Here is a 20,940-nt window from a genome sequence, read left to right as displayed (position 1 = left end):
ATCAGGTTGTAACGAAAGGTCGACAGCCCCTAGGCAAAGCGTCCAGACTCAGGCATATAATTTGCTTCCTCGCGGCGCCCCGGCGTCCGTAGTCGTGGATATGGCGCTTGCTGCGCCAGCGAACAAGGTGCCTAGTTCCAGCCATGAAACCATCGCTCGTCCTCAAGATGGGCCAGCAGCTGACGATGACTCCGCAGCTGCAACAGGCCATCCGACTGCTCCAGCTCTCCACGCTGGACCTCCAACAGGAAATCCAGGAAGCCCTGGAGTCCAACCCGATGCTGGAGCGCCAGGAAGAGGGCGAGGATTACGACAACAGCGACCCCATGGCGGACGGCGCCGAGTCGGGCGCCAACGGCGCCACCAGCAGCTCCCAGGACAGCTTCCAGGAAAGCACCACGCCCAGTGCTGACAGCCTCGATGAGGACCAATGGGCCGAGCGCATCCCCAACGAGCTGCCGGTCGACACCGCCTGGGAAGACATCTACCAGACCAGCGCCAGCAGCCTGCCCAGCAACGATGACGACGAGTGGGACTTCACCTCCCGCACCTCCGCGGGTGAAAGCCTGCAGAGCCACCTGCTCTGGCAGCTCAACCTGGCACCGATGTCCGATACCGACCGCCTGATCGCACTGAGCATCATCGACGGCATCAACGACGACGGTTACCTCGAAGAATCCCTCGACGACATCCTCGCCTCCATCGACCCCGAACTGGGCGTGGAGATGGACGAAGTGGAAGTCGTCCTGCGCCGCGTGCAGCAGATGGAGCCGGCCGGCGTCGGCGCGCGCAACCTGCGCGAATGCCTGCTCCTGCAATTGCGCCAGATGCCGGCCAACACCTACCTGCTGGCCGAGGCGCAGAAGCTGGTCGCCGACCACCTCGACCTGCTCGGCAGCCGCGACTACAGCCAGCTGATGCGGCGCATGAAGCTCAAGGAAGACGAGCTGCGCGAAACCATCGAACTGATCCAGTCGCTGCATCCGCGCCCCGGCTCGCAAATCGAGTCCGGTGAAGCCGAATACGTGGTGCCGGATGTCATCGTCCGGAAACATAACGAACGCTGGCTGGTGGAGCTGAACCAGGAAGCCGTGCCGCGCCTGCGCGTCAACTCGCAATACGCGGGCCTGGTGCGCCGCGCCGACTCCAGTGCCGACAACACCTTCATGCGCAACCAGCTGCAGGAAGCGCGCTGGTTCATCAAGAGCCTGCAGAGCCGCAACGAGACGCTGATGAAGGTGGCGACCCAGATCGTCGAACACCAGCGCGGCTTCCTCGAATACGGCGAAGAGGCGATGAAGCCCCTGGTCCTGCACGACATCGCCGAAGCCGTGGGCATGCACGAGTCGACCATCTCGCGTGTCACCACGCAGAAATTCATGCACACCCCACGTGGCATCTTCGAGCTGAAGTACTTCTTCTCCAGCCACGTCAGCACCTCCGAGGGTGGCGAATGCTCGTCCACGGCGATCCGCGCGATCATCAAGAAACTGGTCGCGGCGGAAAGTCCGAAAAAGCCATTGAGTGACAGCAAGATCGCTGGTTTACTGGAGGCACAGGGCATTCAAGTGGCACGTCGCACCGTCGCCAAGTACCGGGAGTCCTTGGGGATTGCTCCCTCCAGCGAACGCAAGCGACTGGTATGACGTTGATCCACGCCAAAGTGTTCCGGCGGCAGGCCATCTAACCTGCCACTTATACACGGGCAATAAGGAGAAAGCGGTATGCAAGTCAACATCAGTGGACATCAACTGGATGTGACCGACGCCCTGCGCGACTATGTCGGCGAAAAACTCGGCCGACTGGAGCGCCATTTCGACAAGATCACCAATGTTCAGGTCATCATGGAGGTCGAAAAGCTAAAGCAGAAAATCGAAGCCACCCTGCACATCGCAGGTGGCGAAGTAGTGGCCTGTGCCGAACATGAAGACATGTATGCGGCCATTGACCTGCTCACCGACAAGCTCGACCGCCAACTGATCAAGCACAAGGAAAAATACCTCGAACGCCAGCAGGGTGTTGGTGTTCGTTAACCCCTCCCTATGATTCGACTCGAGCAAATCCTGACCCCCGGCCGTTCCCTGGTGAACGTGCCGGGCGGCAGCAAGAAACGCGTCCTTGAACAAATCGCAAACCTGGTAGCTCGCGAGCTGCCAGGTTTCGACGCGCAAGACATTTTCGAAAATCTGGTGGCCCGCGAACGCCTGGGCTCCACCGGATTCGGCAATGGCATCGCCATTCCGCACTGCCGCCTTCCCGGCTGCAAATCCCCTATCAGTGCCATCCTGCACCTGGACGCCCCGGTCGACTTTGACGCCCTCGACGGCGCGCCGGTCGATCTCGTATTCGTCCTGCTGGTGCCCGAGGCCGCCACCGAAGAGCACCTGGAGCTGCTCCGGCAGATCGCTTCCATGCTCGACCGTTCCGACGTCCGTGACCGACTGCGCCACGCCGCCAACGGCGAGGCGCTGTACCGGATCGTCGTGGACTTCCAGAACGGCCACTGATCATGCGCCTGATCATCATCAGCGGACGATCCGGCTCGGGTAAGAGCACCGCGCTCAATGTGCTCGAGGACAACGGCTTCTACTGCATCGACAACCTGCCCGCCAGCCTGCTTCCGGACCTGGCGCAGCGCGCGTTGCTGCACACCGAGCTGCTGCACCCGCAGGTTGCCGTCTCCATCGACGCCCGCAACCTGCCCAGCCAGCTGCAACGCTTCCCCGAACTGTTGCAGGAAGCCCGCGACAAGCATATCCAGTGCGACGTGCTGTACCTCGACGCCGATGATGAAACCCTGCTCAAGCGTTTCTCCGAGACGCGCCGGCGGCACCCGCTGACCAGCGACAGTCGCTCGCTGGCCGAAGCCATCGCCGACGAAGCCCATCTGCTGGCGCCGATCGCAGACCTCGCCGATCTCAAGCTCAACACCACGCACCTGAACCTCTATCAGCTGCGCGACGTGCTCAAACTGCGCCTGCTGAACAAGCCCGAACTGGGCACCGCCTTCCTGGTCGAATCCTTCGGCTTCAAGCGCGGCATGCCGGTGGACGCCGACCTGGTGTTCGACGTGCGCTGCCTGCCCAATCCGTACTGGAAACCGGAACTGCGCGAACTCACCGGACTCGATGCGGATGTCCAGGACTACCTGGCCGCACAACCCGACGTCGAGGAGATGTACCAGGACATCATCGGCTACCTGAACAAATGGCTGCCGCGCTTCGCCGCGAGCAACCGGGCCTATGTCACCGTCGCCATCGGCTGTACCGGTGGTCAGCACCGCTCGACCTACCTGGCCGAGCGAGTTGGCAAAGCCCTCAAGGAATCCCTCACCAACGTGCAGATTCGCCACCGCGACCTGAGCTAGTAGCAACACACAACAAAGGACAGCCCCTCGCGATGCCCGCCCTCGAAATCACCATCATCAACAAGCTGGGTCTGCACGCCCGTGCGGCAGCCAAATTCGTCGGCGTGGCGGGACGTTTCCCCTGCCAGATTCGCGTGGGACGCAACCCGGAGAGCACCGTCGACGGCAAGAGCATCATGGCGGTGATGATGCTGGCCGCCGGCAAGGGCACCAACCTGCATATCGCTGCCGAAGGCGAGCAGGAAGACGAGGCGCTGAGCGCACTGTCCGAGCTGATCAACAACTACTTCGACGAGGGCGAGTGAGCGCCCGGCGTTGACTCACCCTGAATGAAAAAGCCCGCCAGATGGCGGGCTTTTTCATGGGCGGGCGGATCAGTTGCCCGCGACTGTCATGCGCTCCACCAGCACCGAGCCGGTGTGCAAGTTGCCGCGATACTCCACGTCATTGCCAATGGCCACGATGTTGCGGAACAGGTCGCGCAGGTTCGCCGCGATGGTGACTTCCTGCACCGGGAACTGGATCTCGCCATTCTCGACCCAGTAGCCACCCGCGCCACGGGAATAGTCGCCGGTGACCAGGTTCACGCCCTGCCCCATCAGCTCGGTCACCAGCAGCCCGCGCCCCATGCGACGGATCAGCGCCGCCTGGTCCTCGTCGCCATGGCTGACGAACAGGTTGTGCACGCCGCCGGAATTCGCGGTGCTCGGCATGCCCAGCTTGCGGCCGGAATAGGTGCCGAGGATGTAGGAGACCAGATCGCCACCTTCGACGAAGGGCTTGGCATAGGTGGCCAGGCCATCGTTATCGAACGAGGCGCTGCCCAGCGCGCCAGCCAGCAGCGGACGCTCATCGAGGGTCAGCCACTCGGGGAACAGGCGCTGCCCCAGGGTGCCTTCGAGGAACGACGACTTGCGGTACAGGCTGCCGCCGGAAATCGCCGAGAGGAAGTGGCCGAACAGGCCCACCGCCACTTCCGGGGCGAACAGCACCGGAACCTCGGCGGTATCCACCGGACGCGCGCCCAGACGGCTGGCGGCACGCTCGGCGGCGCGACGACCGATCGACTCGGCGCTCGCCAGCAGGTCACCACGGCGATTGACGTCGTACCAGTAGTCGCGCTGCATCTGGCCCTGCCCTTCGGCGATCATCACGCAGCTCAGGCTGTGCCGGGTGCTGGCGTAGCCGCCAACGAAACCATGGCTGTTGCCGTATACACGGCAGCCCTGGTGGGTGTTCAACGTAGTGCCGTCGGCCTTGGTGACGCGCTTGTCGGTAGCGAAGGCCGCAGCCTCGCAGGCCAGTGCGCGCTCGATGGCCTGATCCGGGGTGATCGACCAGCCGTGGTACAGGTCCAGGTCAGGCAGGTCGCGGGCCATCAGCGCCGGATCGGCCAGCCCCGCGCAATCGTCCTCGGACGCGTGCCTGGCGATAGCCAGCGCCGCCGCCACGGTTTCGCGAATGGCATCGGCGCCGGTCGCCGAGGTGCTGGCCGAGCCCTTGCGCTGGCCGACGTACAGGGTGATACCGAAACCCTGGTCGCGGTTGAACTCGACGGTCTCCACCTCGCCCTGGCGTACCGAGGTGGACAATCCCTGCTCCACCGAAACCGCCACCTCGCAGGCACTGGCGCCCTGCCGGGAAGCCTCGGCAATGATCCGCTCGACCTGCTCACGCAGTTCGGGAAGGACGTCCGGGCTGACCGCCGGGTTGTGTTCACTCATTAGCTGCCTCTCCTGTTCATGTGCCGGCGGCATCGCTCTCCGGCGACGACGACCGACCGGGCCGGACAAGCGGCCCTCGACTCGTTATCATGGCGGCGTTTTCAACGAGACCCCCGCCATGGCTGAAATTCACGATGACGACTCGCTCTTCGAAGAGAAGAGCAAGACGCAAGTCAAACGCGAGCTGCACGCCCTGCAGGACCTCGGCGAGCGCCTGACGACGCTCAAGCCCGACCTGCTGGAACGCATGCCGCTCACCGATCCGCTGCGCCGCGCACTGGAAGAAGCACCCAAGCACAAGGCCAACGCTGCCAAGAAACGCCACCGGCAGTTCATCGGCAAGCTGATGCGCGACCAGGACATCGACGCCATCGTCGCGCTGCTGGATCAGGTAGACACCTCGACCCGCCAGTACAACGAACGCTTCCACGCGCTGGAGCGCTGGCGTGACCACCTGATCACCGGCGGCGACGCGGCGCTGTCCGCTTTCTTCGGCGAATACCCGGAAAGCGATCGCCAGCATCTGCTCCAACTGATCCGCCACGCCCAGCACGAGGCCGCTCACAACAAGCCTCCGGCCGCGGCGCGGAAGATCTTCAAGTACATCCGCGAACTGGACGAGGTCAAACGCGGCCTGCGTTGAGTGGCCGCGTCGCCCCATCCCCGCCTGACCATCAACGGCCTCAGGCGCCCGTGCCGCCGACGGTGATCGCGTCGATCTTCAGGGTCGGCTGGCCGACACCGACCGGCACGGACTGGCCGTCCTTGCCGCAGGTACCCACACCACTGTCCAGTGCCAGGTCGTTGCCGACCATGGACACCCGGCTCATCACTTCCGGACCGTTGCCGATCAGGGTCGCGCCCTTGACCGGTCGGGTGATCTTGCCGTTCTCGATCAGGTAGGCCTCGCTGGTGGCGAAGACGAACTTGCCGCTGGTGATGTCCACCTGGCCGCCGCCGAGGTTCGCGCAGTAGATACCGCGCTCGACGCTGGCGATGATCTCTTCCGGCTCGCTCTGCCCGGCCAGCATGTAGGTGTTGGTCATGCGCGGCATCGGCAGGTGCGCGTAGGACTCGCGACGACCGTTGCCGGTGCGCGCCACGCCCATCAGGCGAGCGTTGAGCTTGTCCTGCATGTAACCCTTGAGGATCCCGTTCTCGATCAGCACGTTGCAGTTCGTGGGGGTCCCTTCGTCATCCACCGACAACGAACCGCGACGGCCCGCCAGGGTGCCATCATCGACGATGGTACACAGGCTCGAGGCGACCTTCTCACCCATGCGGCCGCTGTAGGCCGAGCTGCCCTTGCGGTTGAAGTCGCCTTCCAGGCCATGCCCCACCGCCTCGTGCAACAGCACGCCGGACCAACCGGCGCCCATCACCACCGGCAGGCTGCCAGCCGGCGCGGGAACTGCTTCCAGGTTGACCAGCGCCTGGCGCAGCGCCTCACGGGCGTAGCTCATGGCGCGGTCTTCCTGCAGGAAGTATCGGTAGTCGGTACGACCGCCACCGCCGTGACCGCCGCGCTCGCGGCGGCCGTTCTGCTCGACGATGACACTGACGTTGAAGCGCACCAGCGGACGGATGTCCGCCGCCAGCGAGCCATCCGTCGCAGCGACCAGCACCTGGTCCCAGACGCCGGCCAGGCTCACGGTGACCTGCTGGATGCGCGGATCGAGGGCACGGGTTGCGGCATCGATCTTCTGCAGCAGCTCCACCTTTTCCGCACGGCTGAGCACATCCAGTGGGTTCTCTCCGGCGTACAGGCGTTGCGGCACCACGGCATTGAACGCCTGCACCTTGCCGTTCTGCCCGGCGCGAGAGATCGAGCGCGCCGCGCGGGCGGCCTGAATCAGTGCCTCGTGGGTGATCGCGTTGCTGTAGGCGAAGCCGGTCTTCTCTCCGGACTGCGCGCGCACACCGACGCCCTGATCCATGTGGAAGCTGCCTTCCTTGACGATGCCGTCTTCGAGCATCCAGGACTCGGAGATCTGGCTCTGGAAGTACAGGTCGGCCGCATCGATGCCCGGGCCGCTGAGCTCATGCAGCACCGGAGACAACCGTTCGATGTCCAGACCACCGGGGGCCAGCAGGTGCTGGCTGACGGATGACAACAGTTCGCTCATATCTACTCCGTACGCGCCGGTCGTGGATCGACCGGCGGGAAAAATCGTCTGTGCCGGGCAATCGGCATACGCTGCCGGACCGCCGCCTGTTCCTCGCTGTCCCGCTCGGCCAACAGTACGGCCTCGCCCTTGGCCTGTTCAGCCAGGATACGCCCCCAGGGATCGACTATCGCCGATTGCCCCCAGGTTTCCCGACCTTTGGGGTGGGTGCCGCCCTGCCCGGCTGCCAGCAGGTAGCACTGGGTCTCGATGGCGCGGGCGCGGATCAGCACTTCCCAGTGCGCCGCGCCGGTCACTGCGGTGAAGGCCGCCGGTGCGCTGATCAGTTCCGCGCCGGCTTCGCGCAATGCGGTGTAGAGCTCGGGGAAGCGCAGGTCATAGCAGACCGTCAGCCCCAGGCGGCCGACCGGCGTGTCGGCCACCACCACGCGCTGGCCGAAGGCGTAGTCGTCCGACTCGCGGTAGCGGCCGCGGGCGTCGGCGACGTCCACGTCGAACAGGTGCAGCTTGTCGTAGCGCGCCACCACCTCACCCTGATCGTCGATCAGCAGCGAGCAGGCATTGGCCTTGGCTTCGGGCTGCCCGGCCGGGGGCAGCGGCAGGGTCCCGCCGACTATCCACAACCTGAGGTCGCGGGCGGTGCTTTTCAACCAGGGCAGGATCGGACCTTCGCCCAGTGCTTCGGCACGGCCGAGAACAGCGAGATCGCGACGCCCCATGGCAGCGAAGTTTTCCGGCAAGACGGCGAGGCGTGCACCGTCACGGGCAGCCTGTTCAAGCAGGCGACGGGCGGCGGCGAGATTGGCCAGGACATCGTCCTGGCTGACCATCTGGATGACTGCGATGGACATGAAGAACTCCGGCTGTGTCCCAGGTTCATGCTAACCGAACCCTGGACACTCTGCTCAACGGGGTTTTTCGAAGGGTTTCTCGAAGGTGATGGCCGGGCTCTGCCACGGGCCTTTCACGCTGTACTGCACGCTGGCGAAGCGCGAGACCTTGTCGCCCAGCAGCTTGTCCACGACGAACAGTGCGCCACCGATTGCGGGCGCACCGACGATGAGGGCCGCCAACGGCAGATTGTTGGTCACCGGCAGGGTCACCAACAGCTTGGCGTCGATCTGATCGTGGGCCAGGTCCAGCGTACCGTTCAGCTCCAGATTGCTTGACGGACCGTCCAGGCGCAGCGGCTCTCGGGTGAAGTAGACACCGTCGGTGGCCGTGAGCACGCCCTTCACCCGGTCATAGCTCAGGCCCTTGCCCAGCAGGTCGGAGAAGTCCAGGCGCAGCCGGCGGTTGATGGCGTTGAAATTGAGCAGGCCGAACACGCGCAGGGCGTTGGCGCCGCCTTCGACCTCGACGAACTGCCCCTTACGCAGGCTGGCGTCGATCTTGCCGCCGAAGCGCCGCAGATTCAGCGCGGCCGGCGATCCCGGCCAGTTACCATTGATATCGACGCGGAAGCGCTCACTGGTGACGCTGGGCGCGAAGTCCCAGGCCTTGAGCACGTCGGAGAGGTTCTCCCCATCCAGGCGCCCGTCGAAGCTGCTGCGCGAAGAACCTGCCACGCCGTCCCAGCGCAGCGTGCCCTTGAGCGCCAGGCCACGCAGCTCGAGCGCCACATTGTTGAAACTGGTGCCGGTCGGCGTCGGCCGCAGGTTGAAGCTCCAGGCACCCACCGGCTTGCCGGCCTTGCTGACCTGGCGAATCGTCACATCCATCGCCGGCAGCGAGCGCGGGTCGATGTTGATCATGGGGTCAGGCGCTTCCACCGCACCCGGCGAGTCGATCGCCTCACCCTTGGGCAGGTCGATCCGATCGAGCATGACCTGGATTGGCCGGGCACCGCCGTCGGGCAAGGTGATCTTGCCGGACACCAGGGCACTGACCAGCCCTACCTGCCAACTGCTGTCGACGCGCGCAAGGCTGACGCCCAGATTATCCAGGCTCTGGCCAAAGCCCTTGAAGTGCCCGATCTGCAGATCGGCGCCACGCAGCAGACCAGATGCACCTTCAACGCCGGTGTTGGTGTACTTCTTCAGGACCGCCTGCCAGGCATCGGCATCCACTTCATCGATGCGCCCACGCACCTGCACGCCATTCCAGTTCGGCAGCACCGCCGGATCACTCCCCAGGCGCAATACGCCCCGCCCGGCGAGCGGATTCTCCGCCGGTGCGGCATAGGCGAGGCTGGCGCGGTCGCCATAGGTCGCCGAGTAACGCCGCTCGGCGCCATCGAGAGTCATGCGCCATTCGCTGTCACGGGTCTCGCTGGCGGACTTGCCGAACGGCGCTGGCAGATCGATGGTGACGCCCTGCAGGTTGGAGACGACCCGCAACTGGCTGTCCTTGCCCGCCAACAGGACGTCGAGCTGGAAGGGTACGCGACCGTCCACAGGCAACTGCTTCTGCACCTTGCCCCATTCCAGCAGCGACTTCATCGGCATCTGCCCGCCAACCAGAACCCGGGTGCGTGCGTCGCCGTTGCGACCTTCAGCGCGGATGCTGCCGGTAATTCGCGCTCCCAACGTCTGGGCCGAGACATTCTGCGCGCTCAGGCCAGTGTCGGTGTCGTAGCGGAATCTGCCCTTGAGTTGCTCGAGATTGAGTTCGGGTCTGGCGATCTTCAACCGTGCGGAGTCAGTGGCGAAGTCGACGATCACCCGCGCCTGCCGGGCCTGCTCCTTGGCAAGCGGGATATCCAACTTGAGGTGACCGGCGAGCTTGCCCTCTCCGCTCCAGCCCTCGAAGGTGTGCTGGGCGCCGATGGGCGAGTCCTGGAGGATCTTCAGACCATCAGCGAGGCTGCTGTCGATATCGCCGTCCACATGCAGGTGGGAAACCTCGCCATCCGGAACATGGGGAATCTCCACCGACACATCGCGCACCTGGCTTTGCAGGATCTGGCCGGATTGCGCGGTGATGCTCACACCAGTGTCCTCGACCCGCACCTCGCCCTCAGCCTTGCTCAGCCCCGGCCAACCCGGCTGGTAGTCGAGTACGCCGTCGTGGACCTTGAAATACAGGCTCATCGAATGGGCCTCGGGCGCCGCCCCCTTCTGCAGCGAACCCTGCCATTGGAAGTAGCCCTGCTCGATGCGCCCGCTCTTGATCGAGCCCTTGAGCCAGGCGGCCAGGTCCTTGCTCATCTGGGGGATGACGGTGGGCAGGTACTTGCTGGTGAAACGCGCATCGCCATTGCTCATGCCGACGCGCAGGTCCATGTAGTCCTCCTGCTCGGGGTCGCGCATCAGGCGGATCAGCATGTCACCAGCCAGCGTGCCCTCCTCGCCCTCCACCTTCATCAGGTGGCTGCCGAGGGTGAACGCCTCGTCGTTCAACTGGAAGAACAGGCGGGCATGGGCAGTACGGTAGCGCCAGGGCTCGGGGAACAGGGTCGCCAGGTGCAGCATGAAGTCCTGGGCCGAAGCGTCCAGTTGGCCGCCTTCGAGGTTGCCGCTGAAGGTGCCGTCGACGTTGGCGACCGCCGGCACATCGTGAAAGGCGCTGACCCCGACCTTTTCCAGGTTGGTGGCATAGGCGATGCGTTCGGCGCCGGTGCGCTGCGGCCAGTAGTCGAAATTGACGTTGTGCAGCACGCCATGCGGCTTCAGGCCCTGCAGCCAGGTGATGGCGGCGTCCGGCAGTGGCGCCAGGGCGGTGATCATCGGGCCCAGCGGGGTCAGGTCGAGACGGTCGGCCTGCAGCTGCCAGTGCTCCTCGCCCTTCATCCGCCGCGTCAGCGACAGCTCCACCTCGCCCCAGCGGGTATCGCCCAGGTTGGCCGCGAGATCGGCAACGCGCAGGTCAAAGTCCTCGCCATTGCGTTGGAAATACAGGCTCACGCCCAGATCAGTCAGGCCGACCGGCTTCTGCTCGCCCAACCCGGCCTTGATCGACGGGGCATTGAGGCGCGCGACACCCGACACCGGCACGCCCTTCTCGAAATTCGCCCAGAACTCGCCGCCGGCCTTGAGTTCGGAGAGCTTCCAGGCTCCGGTCAGGCGCGCGGGCAGCCACTTCGACCACTCCGCCTGCGGCAGGCTCAGGTAGGCCTGCACCGAGCTCTGCTTCCAGTCGTCGCGATTCAGGCGAGCATCCAGCCGGGCCGCCACCGGCTGGCCGCCCGGCAGCGTCAGGCGCGCGTCGAGGTGCTGGCGGAAACCACTGTGCAACGTCACGCCGACATAACTCAGCGACAAAGGCTCCGCGCCCTGCGGCAGCACGGTCAGCTGACTATCCAGCAGCGACAGGCGGCGTGGCGCCAGCAGCAGATCGATCAGCTTGCGCGGATCGGTCTCGCCGTGGCTGGGCAGGCCATCGACGCGCCACTGGCCCTGCTCGTCTTCCCGCAGGGTGAGTTGCAGGCCTTGCAGTTCAAGGCTTTCGATCCTTGGCTGGCGGGTCATGAGACTGCCGAGGAGATCCGGCGTCAGGTGCACGCGCTCCAGGCGCAGCGCATCGTCGCCCGTGCCCAGTTGCAGATCGCGGACCACGATGACCGGGCCGAAGTCCTGCCAATGGCCTTCGAGCCCGCCGATGGTGACTGGCAGGCCAAGCTGGGCGCTGGCCTTCTGCGCCAGCTCGTCGCGGTACTCGGCCACCAGCGGCACCAGTTGGCGCCCCAGGCTGACGTACAGCGCGAGCAGCACCAATCCCAGGGCCAGCAGCCCCAGGATCACGCGCAACGACGCAGTGAACAGACGCCCCATGTCAGTCAGGCGCTCGTGGCAGAAGGTAAACGGTCATCGTGCTGGCTCCCAGCCATGCAGTAGCGAACCCCGTCTGACAGTGTGCGTCAGCGAAAGCTCCGCAACCGCCCGTTCCAGAGCGGCATTTCGTGTGAAGCCAAGACATTGGGACCTGCCTCTCAAAGCAGGACAACGTCGTATTGTTCCTGAGAGTACATGGCCTCGACCTGGAACTTGATGGTGCGGCCGATGAAGACTTCCAGATCGGCGACGTTGCCCGACTCCTCGTCGAGCAGGCGATCAACCACCTTCTGGTTAGCCAGCACCAGGTAGGAATTGGCCTGGTAGGCGCGGGCTTCGCGGAGGATTTCGCGGAAGATCTCGTAGCAGATGGTCTCGGCGGTCTTCAGCATGCCGCGCCCCTGGCAGCTCGGGCAGGGCTCGCAAAGCACCTGCACCAGGCTCTCGCGGGTGCGCTTGCGGGTCATCTGCACCAGGCCCAGCTCGGTGATGCCGATGATGTTGGTCTTGGCATGGTCGCGTTCGAGCTGTTTTTCCAGGGTCCGCAGGACCTGGCGGCGGTGCTCTTCGTCTTCCATGTCGATGAAGTCGATGATGATGATCCCGCCCAGGTTGCGCAGGCGCAGCTGGCGGGCGATGGCGGTGGCGGCTTCGAGGTTGGTCTTGAAGATGGTCTCTTCGAGGTTGCGATGGCCGACGAAGGCGCCGGTGTTCACGTCGATGGTGGTCATCGCCTCGGTCGGGTCGATGATCAGGTAGCCGCCGGACTTCAGCAGCACCTTGCGCTCCAGCGCCTTCTGCACCTCGTCCTCGACCCCGTAGAGGTCGAAGATCGGCCGTTCGCCCGGGTAGTGCTCCAGGCGATCGGCGATTTCCGGCATCAGTTCTTCGACAAACTGCGTGATTTTCTGGAAGTTCTCCCGGGAATCGACGCGGATCTTCTCGATTCGTGGATTGACCAGGTCGCGCAGGGTGCGCAGGGCCAGGGACAGGTCTTCATAGATCATCGTCGGCGCGCCGACGGTCTTGATCTGTGCGTCGATCTGGTCCCACAGGCGGCGCAGGTAGCGGATATCGGCGAGGATCTCGTCCTCCCCGGCGCCTTCGGCCGCGGTGCGCAGGATGAAGCCACCCTGCTCGACGATGCCTTCCACCGCCACGCAGTTGGCCACCACCTGCTTGAGGCGCTCGCGTTCGACTTCGTCTTCGATCTTCAGGGAAATGCCGACATGGCTGGTGCGCGGCATATAGACCAGGTAGCGCGACGGGATCGACAGATGGGTGGTCAGGCGCGCGCCCTTGGTGCCGATGGGGTCCTTGGTGACCTGCACCACCAGGCTCTGGCCCTCGTGCACCAGTGCGCTGATGCTCTCCACCGCGCTGCCTTCGCGGGTGGATATCTCCGCCGCATGAATGAAGGCGGCGCGCTCCAGGCCGATATCGACGAAGGCCGCCTGCATGCCGGGCAGCACGCGCACGACCTTGCCCTTGTAGATGTTGCCGACGATCCCGCGGCGCAGCGTGCGCTCGACATGGACCTCCTGCAGGACGCCGTTCTCCACCACCGCCACGCGCGATTCCATCGGCGTGATATTGATCAGGATCTCTTCGCTCATGCGCCCTTCCTTATCGCGCCCGGAGTCGTGCAGCGCTACTTCGTGATCAAGACTGCCAGCATGGGATGGAGAAGTCAGCCAGCAATGCCGCAGTTTCGCACAGGGGCAGGCCGACCACGGCGCTGTAGCTGCCCTCGACGCGGCTGACGAATACCGCCGCGAGCCCCTGGATAGCATAGCCACCGGCCTTGTCATGGGGCTCGCCAGTGTCCCAGTAGCGCTCGGCTTCTTCCATCGAAACACTGCGGAAAGTCACGCGGCTGCCCACCACCCTCGCCTCGCAGCGGTCGCGGTTGGCCACGGCCACTGCGGTCAGCACCTCATGCTCACGACCGGACAGCGCCTGCAGCATGGCCAGCGCTTCGGCACGATCGGCGGGCTTGCCGAGAATCCGCCCATCGAGTACGACGGCGGTGTCGGCGCCCAGCACGCAGACGTCCGCCCGCTGCGCCAGGAAATGCAGCCCCGCCAGGGCCTTTTCGCGCGCCAGGCGCTCGACATAGGCCACGGCCGACTCGCCGGCTTGCGGCGTCTCGTCGATGGAAGCGGGCACGATATGGAACGGCAGGCCGATCTGGGTCAGCAGCTCACGGCGACGCGGCGAGCTGGAAGCGAGGTACAGCTGGGACATCAGAGACTCCCGAAGCCGGTCCGGCGCGACTGGCGCCAGACCCGACGAAACGCCCCGCAGCGGGGCCTCAGTTGATGTTCAGGCGCAGACGCAGGGCCCGGAGCAGCGTATAGACCCACGGCCAGAGCAAGCCACTGACCAGCGCCGGCAACAGGAACACCAGGGTCGGCGGACGGTTGCCGGTCAGGGCGCTGATCCACAGCTGGACCAGTTGCGCCAGGCCGAACACCACCAGCAACACCAGGCATTGCTGCCAGATGGGGAACATCCGCAAACGCTGGTGCAGCGAGAGCACCAGGAAAATGATCAGGCTGAGGATCAGCGCGTTCTGCCCCAGCAGGGTGCCGTAGAGCACGTCTTCGGCGAGGCCCAGCACCCAGGCGCTGAGCATGCCGACCTTGTGCGGCAGGTAGAGCACCCAGTAGGTCAGGAACATCGCCAGCCAGAGCGGGCGGCCGATTTCCATGAAGCTGGGCATCGGCGCCACCGACAGCAGCAGCGCCAGGAGCAAGCTGAGCCAGATCGCCCAGCCGTTTCGCGAGCCTTGGGTGGCCATCAGCGGCGATTCCTTGCGTCGGGGTGCGGTGCCGCCGGGGCTGCCGGAGCGACAGGTGCGGCAGGCGCGGCGCCATTAGCTGCCGCCGGATGTGCCGGTTGTGCGGCGGGAGCCGCCGGCGTGGCTGGGTGCGCAGCGTTCTGCGTCGGCGTGGCGGGCGCTGCAGCTCCGGGCTGGGCCGGCGCCGCGGATTCGGCGGCCTTGCGGTCCGCCTCGGCCTGGGCCTCAGCGGCGTCGGTGGCGCGCTGCTCGGGCGTACGGCTGTCGGTGAACACCAGCAGCACGTAGCGGCTGCGGTTCATCTTGGCGGTGGGCACCGCACGAATGGTGGCGAATGGCCCGCCAGTGTCGTGCAGCACCTCCTTGACGGTGGCCACCGGGTAGCCGGCCGGGAACCGCTGACCCAGGCCGGAGCTGACCAGCAGGTCGCCTTCCTTGATGTCGGCGGTGTCCGCGACGTAGCGCAGCTCCAGGCGCTCCGGATTGCCGGTGCCCACGGCGATGGCGCGCAGGCCATTGCGGTTCACCTGCACCGGAATGCTATGAGTAGTGTCGGTCAGCAGCAGCACACGCGCGGTGTAGGGCATGACCTCGACCACCTGGCCCATCAGGCCGCTGGCGTCGAGCACCGGCTGGCCCTGGAACACGCCGTCCTTCTCGCCCTTGTCGATCAGGATGCGCTGGGTGAAGGGGTTCGGGTCGACACCGATCAGCTCGCCCACCAGCACCTTGTCATCGACCAGGGCGGAGGAATTGAGCAGCTCGCGCAGGCGCACGTTCTGTTCGGTCAGGGTGGCGAGTTTCTGCAGGCGGCGCTGCATCAGCAGCTGCTCGGCCTTCAGGCGTTCGTTCTCGGCCAGCAGTTCGCTGCGGCTGGTGAACTGGTCGCGTACGCCTTCCCAGGCACGAACAGGGAAATCGGCAACGCCATAGAAGGGACTCAGCACGAGGCCCATCTGGCTGCGTACCGGTTTCAGATAATCGAAGCGGGCATCGACCACCATCAAGGCGACCGACAGGACGGCGAGCACCAGCAGGCGCGCGCCCAGCGAGGGCCCTTTGGAGAATATCGGTTTGATGACCGGCTCCTAGCTGTGCAAAGTCGGTTGAAGTTCCACCCCCCTGGGCGAAACGTCAACCGACCTCCACTCCCATCTTATTCGGTGGACAGCAGGTCCATCGAATGACGGTCCATCATTTCCAGCGCCTTGCCGCCGCCACGGGCGACGCAGGTCAGCGGGTCTTCGGCGACGATCACCGGCAGGCCGGTTTCCTGGGCCAGCAGCTTGTCCAGGTCGCGCAGCAGCGCGCCGCCACCGGTCAGCACCAGGCCGCGCTCGGCGATGTCGGAAGCCAGTTCCGGCGGGGACTGCTCCAGGGCGCTCTTGACCGCCTGGACGATGGTCGCCAGGGATTCCTGCAGCGCTTCGAGCACTTCGTTAGAATTCAGGGTGAAGCTGCGCGGTACGCCTTCGGCCAGGTTGCGGCCACGGACGTCGACTTCGCGGACTTCGCCGCCCGGGAAGGCGGTGCCGATTTCCTGTTTGATGCGCTCGGCGGTGGATTCGCCGATCAGGCTGCCGTAGTTGCGGCGCACGTAGGTGACGATGGCTTCGTCGAAGCGGTCGCCGCCGACGCGGACGGATTCGGCATAGACCACGCCGTTGAGGGAGATCAGGGCGATCTCGGTGGTGCCGCCGCCGATGTCGACGACCATGGAACCACGGGCCTCTTCCACCGGCAGACCAGCGCCGATGGCTGCGGCCATCGGTTCTTCGATCAGGTACACCTCGCGTGCGCCGGCGCCCAGGGCCGATTCACGGATGGCACGGCGTTCCACCTGGGTGGACTTGCACGGTACGCAGATCAGCACGCGCGGGCTGGGCTGCAGGAAGCTGTTCTCGTGCACCTTGTTGATGAAGTACTGCAGCATCTTCTCGCAGACGCTGAAGTCGGCGATCACGCCGTCCTTCATCGGACGAATGGCGGCAATGTTGCCCGGGGTACGGCCCAGCATGCGCTTGGCTTCGGTACCGACCGCTACCACGCTCTTCTGGCTGCCGTGGCTACGAATGGCGACCACGGACGGTTCGTTCAGGACGATGCCGCGCTCGCGCACATAAATAAGGGTATTGGCAGTGCCCAGGTCGATCGACAGATCACTGGAAAACATGCCACGCAGTTTTTTGAACATTGGAAAGAAACCCGTAGGTGGAGCGTGGGTGAAAAATGCGCGGGTAAAAAAGTGCGGCAAACTCTAACAATGACGGGGGTTTTGGGCAAGGCGGCAATTTATGCTAGATTCCTCGTTTTTCGGGCCCGCAGGCCCGTCCCAGCGGCCTTCGACCGTCCGCCGCGGGTTCTGTTCCCTGCCCCACAAATTCCTTCCGGCCAGGTCCAGTTCGAACCGGGCCGCTCTAGCTGGAGACCCCGATGGCGCTTGAACGCTCCGACGTGGAAAAGATCGCCCACCTCGCCCGCCTGGGCCTGGCGGAAGCCGACATTTCGCGCACCACCGACACCCTCAACAACATCCTCGGCCTGATCGACGCCATGCAGGCGGTCGACACCGACGGCGTGGAGCCCCTGGCCCACCCGCTGGAGGCCACGCAGCGCCTGCGCGCCGACGCTGTCACCGAGGAGAACCGCCGCGAAGCCTACCAGGCCATCGCGCCGGCCGTTGAAGACGGCCTTTACCTCGTCCCGAAAGTCATCGAGTAAGCGCTAAGGACACGGACATATGCTGCATCAATTGACCCTCGCCGAAGTCGCCCGCGGACTCGCCGACAAGCAATTCTCCGCCCAGGAACTGGCCACTGCCCTGCTCGCGCGCATCCAGCAGCTCGACCCGCAGCTGAACAGTTTCATCACCGTCACCGAGGAAATCGCCCTGGCCCAGGCCAAGGCGGCCGACGAGCGGCGCGCCAAAGGCGAGACCGGCGCCCTGCTCGGCGCGCCGATCGCCCACAAGGACCTGTTCTGCACCCAGGGCGTGCGCACCAGCTGCGGCTCGAAGATCCTCGACGCGTTCGTCTCGCCCTACGACGCCACCGTCGTCGAACGCCTGGCCGACGCCGGCGCCGTGAGCCTGGGCAAGCTGAACATGGACGAGTTCGCCATGGGCTCGGCAAACGAATCCAGCCACTACGGCCCGGTGAAGAACCCCTGGGACACCTCCCGCGTACCGGGCGGCTCCTCCGGTGGTTCCGCCGCCGCCGTGGCCGCGCGCCTGATCCCGGCCGCCACCGGCACCGACACCGGCGGCTCGATCCGCCAGCCGGCCGCGCTGACCAACCTCACCGGCATCAAGCCGACCTACGGCCGCGTATCCCGCTGGGGCATGATCGCCTACGCCTCCAGCCTCGATCAGGGCGGCCCGCTGGCACGTACCGCCGAGGACTGCGCGCTGATGCTCGGCGCCATGGCCGGCTTCGATCCGAAGGATTCCACCTGTGTCGACCAGCCGGTGGACGACTATCTGGCCGCCCTGGCCAAGCCGCTGACCGGCCTGCGCATCGGCCTGCCGAAGGAATACTTCGGCGCCGGCCTGGACAGCCGCATCGCCGACGCGGTGATGAAGGTAGTCGAGCAGCTCAAGCAGCTCGGCGCGGTGATCAAGGAGATCTCCCTGCCGAACATGCAGCACGCGATCCCTGCCTATTATGTGATCGCGCCCGCAGAAGCCAGCTCCAACCTGTCGCGCTTCGACGGCGTGCGCTATGGCTACCGCTGCGAAGACCCGAAAGACCTGCAGGACCTGTACAAGCGCTCCCGCGCCGAAGGCTTCGGCGCGGAAGTGAAGAACCGCATCATGGTCGGCACCTACGCGCTTTCCGCTGGCTACTACGACGCTTACTACCTGAAAGCTCAGAAGATTCGTCGCCTGATCAAGAACGATTTCGTCAGCGCCTTCGCCGAAGTCGACGTGATCCTCGGCCCGACCACGCCGAACCCGGCCTGGAAACTCGGCGAGAAGAACAACGACCCGGTCGCCCAGTACCTGGAAGACATCTACACCATCACCGCCAACCTCGCCGGCATTCCGGGCCTGTCCATGCCCGCCGGCTTTGTCGACGGTCTGCCGGTGGGTGTCCAGCTGCTCGCGCCGTACTTCCAGGAAGGCCGCCTGCTCAACGTCGCGCACCAGTACCAACTGGTCACTGACTGGCACAAACAAGCACCGGCTGGATTCTGAGGACGACACACATGCAATGGGAAACCGTGATCGGGCTGGAAATCCACGCACAGCTCTCCACCCAATCGAAGATCTTCTCCGGTAGCGCCACCACCTTCGGCGCCGCCCCGAACACCCAGGCCAGCCTGGTCGACCTGGCCATGCCCGGCACCCTGCCGGTGCTGAACCAGGAGGCCGTGCGCATGGCCTGCCAGTTCGGCCTGGCGATCAACGCCGAGATCGCCGAGCGCAACGTCTTCGCCCGGAAGAACTACTTCTACCCGGACCTGCCCAAGGGCTACCAGACCAGCCAGATGGACCATCCCATCGTCGGCAAGGGTTTCCTGGACATCACCCTGGAAGACGGCACAGTCAAGCGCGTCGGCATCACCCGTGCGCACCTGGAAGAAGACGCCGGCAAGAGCCTGCACGAAGACTTCCACGGCATGAGCGGGATCGACCTGAACCGCGCCGGCACCCCGCTGCTGGAGATCGTCTCCGAGCCGGACATCCGCAGCGCCAAGGAAGCCGTGGCCTACGTCAAGGCTATCCACGCGCTGGTGCGCTACCTGGGCATCTGCGACGGCAACATGGCCGAAGGCTCGCTACGCTGCGACTGCAACGTGTCGGTACGGCCGAAGGGCCAGGCCGAGTTTGGCACCCGCGCCGAGATCAAGAACGTGAACTCCTTCCGCTTCATCGAGAAGGCGATCAACCACGAAGTGCAGCGCCAGATCGAGCTGATCGAGGACGGCGGCAAGGTCGTGCAGGAAACCCGCCTGTACGACCCGAACAAGGACGAAACGCGCTCCATGCGCAGCAAGGAAGAAGCCAACGACTACCGTTACTTCCCCTGCCCGGACCTGTTGCCGGTGGTGATCGAGCGCGCCTTCCTCGACGAGCTGCGCGCCAACCTGCCGGAATTGCCGGACCAGAAGCGCGAGCGCTTCGAGAGCCAGTACGGCCTGTCCGCCTACGACGCCAGCGTGCTGTCCGCCAGCCGCGAAATGGCCGACTACTTCGAGCAGGTGCAGGCCATCTGCGGCGACGCCAAGCTGGCCGCCAACTGGGTGATGGGCGAGCTCTCCAGCCTGCTCAACAAGGACGGCCTGGAGATCGAGCAGTCGCCGGTTTCCGCGCAGCACCTGGGCGAAATGATCCTCCGCCTGAAGGACGGCACCATCAACGGCAAGGCGGCCAAGACCGTGTTCGCCGCCATGGCCGAGGGTGAAGGCTCGCCCGATGAGATCATCAAGGCCAAGGACCTGGTGCAGAACACCGATTCGGGCGCCGTCGAGAAGCTGCTGGACGACGTGCTGGCAGCCAATGCGGAGCAGGTCGAGCAGTACCGTGCCAGCGACGAGGCCAAGCGCGGCAAGATGTTCGGCTTCTTCGTCGGCCAGGCCATGAAGGCCGCCAAGGGCAAGGCCAACCCGGCACAAGTGAACGAATTGCTGAAGAAAAAGCTCGAAGGGTAATCCGCCCCTTCTTTTATCCAGAAGAGTGCCAACGCCTGCGTTGGCCCGGCGAACGACCGGCCAGGGATGGCCGGATTGGAAAACTCGGTGCTGCGACAGGAATGTCAGTGCAGAACCCATCAGCACCGGGTAAATCGTCCCCTGGAAGCTCCATTATGTGGCGTTCGTTCCCTTCCCTCTTCTTCGCCGCCGGACTCGCCCTGCTGGCCGGTTGTAGCAGCGCCCCGTCATACGACAGCGACTCGGGTGTCTCCGGCCGTGGCTATCGCGCCGAAGGCACCGCCTCCTATTACGGCAAGGCACACCACGGCAAGCGCACCGCCAGCGGCGAGCGCTTCAACCAGCACGCCCTGACCGCCGCGCATCGCACCTTGCCCTTTGGCACCCGGGTGAAAGTCACCAATCTCAATAACGGCCGTAGCGTCGTGGTGCGGATCAACGACCGGGGCCCCTTCGGCCGTGGGCGGATCATCGACCTGTCGAAAGCCGCCGCCGAACAACTCAACATGCTGCGCTCCGGCACCGCGCCGGTGCGCCTGGAAGGTCTCTGAAGGAG

Annotated in this window: 19 protein-coding genes; 10 read left to right on the top strand and 9 right to left on the bottom strand. The window is 65.1% G+C overall.

Translation table 11 applies throughout. The features are described from left to right. Positions 1-143 precede the first annotated feature (143 nt). The 5 genes from J5M67_RS04280 to J5M67_RS04260 all read left to right on the top strand — a co-directional run bounded on the left by J5M67_RS04280 (position 144) and on the right by J5M67_RS04260 (position 3,672). Complete coding sequence (locus J5M67_RS04280; RefSeq protein WP_207883639.1) at positions 144-1,646, top strand: RNA polymerase factor sigma-54; 1,503 nt, start codon at positions 144-146, stop codon at positions 1,644-1,646. 78 nt (positions 1,647-1,724) lie between these two features. Further along, positions 1,725-2,033, top strand: coding sequence for a ribosome-associated translation inhibitor RaiA (gene raiA, locus J5M67_RS04275; RefSeq protein ID WP_017518151.1), 309 nt, complete (start codon positions 1,725-1,727; stop codon positions 2,031-2,033). Between the two features lie 9 nt (positions 2,034-2,042). Continuing rightward, on the top strand, positions 2,043-2,507 hold the full coding sequence (gene ptsN, locus J5M67_RS04270) for a PTS IIA-like nitrogen regulatory protein PtsN (protein WP_207883637.1): 465 nt from the start codon (positions 2,043-2,045) through the stop codon (positions 2,505-2,507). Between the two features lie 2 nt (positions 2,508-2,509). After that, positions 2,510-3,367 carry an RNase adapter RapZ gene (gene rapZ / locus J5M67_RS04265; protein ID WP_207883635.1) on the top strand — a complete coding sequence of 286 codons (858 nt, stop codon included), beginning with the start codon at positions 2,510-2,512 and terminating at the stop codon, positions 3,365-3,367. A gap of 32 nt (positions 3,368-3,399) precedes the next feature. Beyond that, positions 3,400-3,672 (top strand): HPr family phosphocarrier protein, encoded by a 273-nt coding sequence (locus J5M67_RS04260; RefSeq protein WP_207883633.1) that lies wholly within the window; start codon positions 3,400-3,402, stop codon positions 3,670-3,672. A 69-nt stretch (positions 3,673-3,741) separates the two neighbouring features. Here J5M67_RS04260 and pmbA read toward each other — a convergent pair whose 3' ends face one another. Continuing rightward, positions 3,742-5,091, bottom strand: coding sequence for a metalloprotease PmbA (pmbA, locus tag J5M67_RS04255; protein WP_207883630.1), 1,350 nt, complete (start codon positions 5,089-5,091; stop codon positions 3,742-3,744). 118 nt (positions 5,092-5,209) lie between these two features. On the opposite strand from pmbA, the gene yjgA reads away from it, so the two are divergent. Continuing rightward, positions 5,210-5,734, top strand: coding sequence for a ribosome biogenesis factor YjgA (yjgA, locus tag J5M67_RS04250; RefSeq protein WP_243434481.1), 525 nt, complete (start codon positions 5,210-5,212; stop codon positions 5,732-5,734). Between the two features lie 40 nt (positions 5,735-5,774). Here yjgA and tldD read toward each other — a convergent pair whose 3' ends face one another. The 8 genes from tldD to mreB all read right to left on the bottom strand — a co-directional run bounded on the left by tldD (position 5,775) and on the right by mreB (position 16,926). After that, the gene (gene tldD, locus J5M67_RS04245) at positions 5,775-7,217 is read right to left on the bottom strand and encodes a metalloprotease TldD (protein WP_207883628.1); all 1,443 of its coding nucleotides are present in this window, start codon (positions 7,215-7,217) and stop codon (positions 5,775-5,777) included. 2 nt (positions 7,218-7,219) lie between these two features. Then, the gene (locus J5M67_RS04240) at positions 7,220-8,068 is read right to left on the bottom strand and encodes a carbon-nitrogen hydrolase family protein (protein WP_207883625.1); all 849 of its coding nucleotides are present in this window, start codon (positions 8,066-8,068) and stop codon (positions 7,220-7,222) included. A gap of 54 nt (positions 8,069-8,122) precedes the next feature. Then, on the bottom strand, positions 8,123-11,929 hold the full coding sequence (locus tag J5M67_RS04235; protein WP_207883623.1) for a YhdP family protein: 3,807 nt from the start codon (positions 11,927-11,929) through the stop codon (positions 8,123-8,125). Positions 11,930-12,087: 158 nt separating this feature from the next. Continuing rightward, on the bottom strand, positions 12,088-13,545 hold the full coding sequence (gene rng / locus J5M67_RS04230) for a ribonuclease G (RefSeq protein ID WP_207883621.1): 1,458 nt from the start codon (positions 13,543-13,545) through the stop codon (positions 12,088-12,090). 46 nt (positions 13,546-13,591) lie between these two features. After that, positions 13,592-14,176, bottom strand: a complete 585-nt coding sequence (locus J5M67_RS04225; RefSeq protein ID WP_207883619.1) for a nucleoside triphosphate pyrophosphatase — start codon at positions 14,174-14,176, stop codon at positions 13,592-13,594. 67 nt (positions 14,177-14,243) lie between these two features. Continuing rightward, on the bottom strand, positions 14,244-14,732 hold the full coding sequence (gene mreD / locus J5M67_RS04220; protein WP_207883617.1) for a rod shape-determining protein MreD: 489 nt from the start codon (positions 14,730-14,732) through the stop codon (positions 14,244-14,246). Further along, entirely contained in the window at positions 14,732-15,802 is a 1,071-nt protein-coding gene (gene mreC / locus J5M67_RS04215) for a rod shape-determining protein MreC (RefSeq protein ID WP_207884152.1), read from the bottom strand. Before mreC ends, mreD begins: the two co-directional genes overlap by 1 nt. 86 nt (positions 15,803-15,888) lie before the next feature. Further along, entirely contained in the window at positions 15,889-16,926 is a 1,038-nt protein-coding gene (gene mreB / locus J5M67_RS04210) for a rod shape-determining protein MreB (protein ID WP_017518164.1), read from the bottom strand. Between the two features lie 239 nt (positions 16,927-17,165). On the opposite strand from mreB, the gene gatC reads away from it, so the two are divergent. The 4 genes from gatC to J5M67_RS04190 all read left to right on the top strand — a co-directional run bounded on the left by gatC (position 17,166) and on the right by J5M67_RS04190 (position 20,935). Further along, complete coding sequence (gatC, locus tag J5M67_RS04205; protein ID WP_184588959.1) at positions 17,166-17,453, top strand: Asp-tRNA(Asn)/Glu-tRNA(Gln) amidotransferase subunit GatC; 288 nt, start codon at positions 17,166-17,168, stop codon at positions 17,451-17,453. 19 nt (positions 17,454-17,472) lie between these two features. After that, a complete protein-coding gene (gene gatA, locus J5M67_RS04200) occupies positions 17,473-18,927 on the top strand; it encodes an Asp-tRNA(Asn)/Glu-tRNA(Gln) amidotransferase subunit GatA (protein WP_207883615.1) in 1,455 nt (484 codons plus the stop codon). 11 nt (positions 18,928-18,938) lie between these two features. Next, complete coding sequence (gene gatB, locus J5M67_RS04195) at positions 18,939-20,384, top strand: Asp-tRNA(Asn)/Glu-tRNA(Gln) amidotransferase subunit GatB (RefSeq protein WP_207883613.1); 1,446 nt, start codon at positions 18,939-18,941, stop codon at positions 20,382-20,384. Between the two features lie 155 nt (positions 20,385-20,539). Next, positions 20,540-20,935 carry a septal ring lytic transglycosylase RlpA family protein gene (locus J5M67_RS04190; protein ID WP_207883611.1) on the top strand — a complete coding sequence of 132 codons (396 nt, stop codon included), beginning with the start codon at positions 20,540-20,542 and terminating at the stop codon, positions 20,933-20,935. Positions 20,936-20,940 lie beyond the last annotated feature (5 nt).

Source organism: Pseudomonas sp. 30_B, assembly GCF_017491605.1.
GTDB lineage: Bacteria > Pseudomonadota > Gammaproteobacteria > Pseudomonadales > Pseudomonadaceae > Pseudomonas.
Note: the sequence above shows the minus strand (reverse complement) of the source record. Positions and strands in the feature narration are given on the sequence as shown.

Coding starts and splice junctions, on each gene's coding strand:
- J5M67_RS04260 (WP_207883633.1), top strand. CDS start 3,400: ATGCCCGCCCTCGAAATCACCATCATCAACAAGCTGGGTCTGCACGCC.
- J5M67_RS04225 (WP_207883619.1), bottom strand. CDS start 14,176: ATGTCCCAGCTGTACCTCGCTTCCAGCTCGCCGCGTCGCCGTGAGCTG.
- rng (WP_207883621.1), bottom strand. CDS start 13,545: ATGAGCGAAGAGATCCTGATCAATATCACGCCGATGGAATCGCGCGTG.
- yjgA (WP_243434481.1), top strand. CDS start 5,210: ATGGCTGAAATTCACGATGACGACTCGCTCTTCGAAGAGAAGAGCAAG.
- raiA (WP_017518151.1), top strand. CDS start 1,725: ATGCAAGTCAACATCAGTGGACATCAACTGGATGTGACCGACGCCCTG.
- pmbA (WP_207883630.1), bottom strand. CDS start 5,091: ATGAGTGAACACAACCCGGCGGTCAGCCCGGACGTCCTTCCCGAACTG.
- rapZ (WP_207883635.1), top strand. CDS start 2,510: ATGCGCCTGATCATCATCAGCGGACGATCCGGCTCGGGTAAGAGCACC.
- ptsN (WP_207883637.1), top strand. CDS start 2,043: ATGATTCGACTCGAGCAAATCCTGACCCCCGGCCGTTCCCTGGTGAAC.
- J5M67_RS04240 (WP_207883625.1), bottom strand. CDS start 8,068: ATGTCCATCGCAGTCATCCAGATGGTCAGCCAGGACGATGTCCTGGCC.
- gatB (WP_207883613.1), top strand. CDS start 18,939: ATGCAATGGGAAACCGTGATCGGGCTGGAAATCCACGCACAGCTCTCC.
- gatA (WP_207883615.1), top strand. CDS start 17,473: ATGCTGCATCAATTGACCCTCGCCGAAGTCGCCCGCGGACTCGCCGAC.
- tldD (WP_207883628.1), bottom strand. CDS start 7,217: ATGAGCGAACTGTTGTCATCCGTCAGCCAGCACCTGCTGGCCCCCGGT.
- J5M67_RS04280 (WP_207883639.1), top strand. CDS start 144: ATGAAACCATCGCTCGTCCTCAAGATGGGCCAGCAGCTGACGATGACT.
- mreD (WP_207883617.1), bottom strand. CDS start 14,732: ATGGCCACCCAAGGCTCGCGAAACGGCTGGGCGATCTGGCTCAGCTTG.
- J5M67_RS04235 (WP_207883623.1), bottom strand. CDS start 11,929: ATGGGGCGTCTGTTCACTGCGTCGTTGCGCGTGATCCTGGGGCTGCTG.
- mreB (WP_017518164.1), bottom strand. CDS start 16,926: ATGTTCAAAAAACTGCGTGGCATGTTTTCCAGTGATCTGTCGATCGAC.
- J5M67_RS04190 (WP_207883611.1), top strand. CDS start 20,540: ATGTGGCGTTCGTTCCCTTCCCTCTTCTTCGCCGCCGGACTCGCCCTG.
- gatC (WP_184588959.1), top strand. CDS start 17,166: ATGGCGCTTGAACGCTCCGACGTGGAAAAGATCGCCCACCTCGCCCGC.